Origin of the sequence: Actinoplanes sp. NPDC051633, assembly GCF_040681735.1 — a bacterium.
Classification (GTDB): Bacteria; Actinomycetota; Actinomycetes; order Mycobacteriales; family Micromonosporaceae; genus Actinoplanes.
Genome location: NZ_JBFAZH010001536.1, coordinates 1 through 1,521, shown reverse-complemented (window position 1 = coordinate 1,521; position 1,521 = coordinate 1). Strand labels below are relative to the sequence as shown.

The window sequence follows — 1,521 nt, the reverse complement described above, 5'->3', positions numbered from 1 at the left end:
GGACGTCCGGCGGCACCGCGAACGCGACGGCTTCGCACCGGTCGAGCAGTTCCTCGTACGAGCGCGCGGCGTACGTGTCCAGCCGCGCGGCGAGCTGCGCGGCGGCTTCGGGGCGGCGCGCCCAGACGGCGGCGAGCCGGGTCTGCGGTCCGGCGAGCACCGGCCCGTGCATCGTCGCGGCCCACGGTCCGGCACCGACCAGCCCCACCTCGACCGGCTGCGCATCGCACTGCATACCGGCATTCTGCACGGCAAGATCAGCAGGTCACCGGTTCTGCCGCGGGCATCACCCGGGCCAGTTCGGCATCCACGGCGGCCGGGGCGTACACCTGCTCGACGACCATCGCGTACCCGCCGACCACCGCCGAACGGGCGCCCAGCCGGCTCGCGCTGACCTCGAGGTGGCGGGTCGAGCGCGGCAGCGCGCTCTGGTAGAGCACCTCGCGCACGCCGGTGACGAAGTGGATGTCGGCCAGGTCGCCGGCGATCACCAGGACCGCGGGGTTGACCATGCAGACCACCGTGGACAGCACTTCGCCGACGAGCTTGCCCGCCTCCCGGGCCAGGTGCACCGCCTCCGCGTGCCCCGAGCGGATCCGCTCGACCAGCTCGGCTCCCGACGACGTGGGCGTGCCCGCTGCGGTGAGCCGGTGGGCCAGCGCGAGACCGCTGGCCACCGCGGCCAGGCAGCCGTAGAGGCCGCACTCGCACCGTGCCTCACGGTGCTCGTGCAGCCGGATGTGGCCGATGTCGCCGGCGCCGCCGTCGATGCCGCGGTAGACCTGCCCCTCGATGACCACGCCGGCGCTGATGCCGGTCGCCACCTTCACCAGCACGAGCGCCGGGCAGCCGGGATAGTGGACGGTCTGCTCCGCGAGCGCCATGAGATTGGCGTCGTTGTCCACGTGGACCGGCCGGTGCCAGGTGCGACCCAGCCGCTCGGCGATGGGGTAGCCGTCCCAGCCCGGCATGATCGGCGGCTGGGTGACCGTGCCGGAGTCGAACTCCACCGGGCCCGGCACACCGACGCCGATGCCACGGACCCGGCCGGCCTCCCACCCGGACTCGGCCAGCACACGGCGGAACGCGCCGTCGATCCAGCCCAGCACCGCCTCGGGACCGGTGGCGATCTTCATGGGTTCGTGCTCCTCGGCCAGCACCTGGCCGCCGAGGTCCACGACCGCGGCCCGGGCGTGGTTGCCGCCGAGGTCGGCCACGAGTACGACGCCGTGCGCGGTGTCGAGCTCCAGCAGCTCGGCCGGCCGCCCGCCGGTGGATCCCTCGACGCCGGACGCCCGCAGATAACCGGCCGCGCGCAGCACGTCGAGGCGCTGGGTGATCGTCGAGCGGGAGAGGCCCGTGTAGCTCTGCAGCTCGCCGCGTGTGCGGGCGCGACCCGTGCGCACCAGCCAGAGCAGGTGCCCGGCCGAGTTCTGGTTGCGACCCCATTTGTCCATCTTCGTAGCCTATGCACCGCCGGTCGGTGCGGGTGAGAGGCCCCGGCCCGGCCACTAATGCCGG

General features: G+C 73.8%; 2 protein-coding genes. Both read right to left on the bottom strand.

Translation table 11 applies throughout. The features are described 5' to 3' along the window. Positions 1–235: Gfo/Idh/MocA family oxidoreductase (locus AB0M20_RS42890; protein WP_364307186.1), on the bottom strand; the 235-nt coding region annotated here is incomplete at its 3' end. A 22-nt stretch (positions 236–257) separates the two neighbouring features. Beyond that, positions 258–1,457 (bottom strand): ROK family transcriptional regulator, encoded by a 1,200-nt coding sequence (locus tag AB0M20_RS42885; RefSeq protein WP_364307184.1) that lies wholly within the window; start codon positions 1,455–1,457, stop codon positions 258–260. Between the last annotated feature and the right edge of the window lie 64 nt (positions 1,458–1,521).

What these genes read in the sequence shown, in the direction of transcription:
- AB0M20_RS42885 (WP_364307184.1), bottom strand. Translation starts at nt 1,457, where the DNA reads ATGGACAAATGGGGTCGCAACCAGAACTCGGCCGGGCACCTGCTCTGG.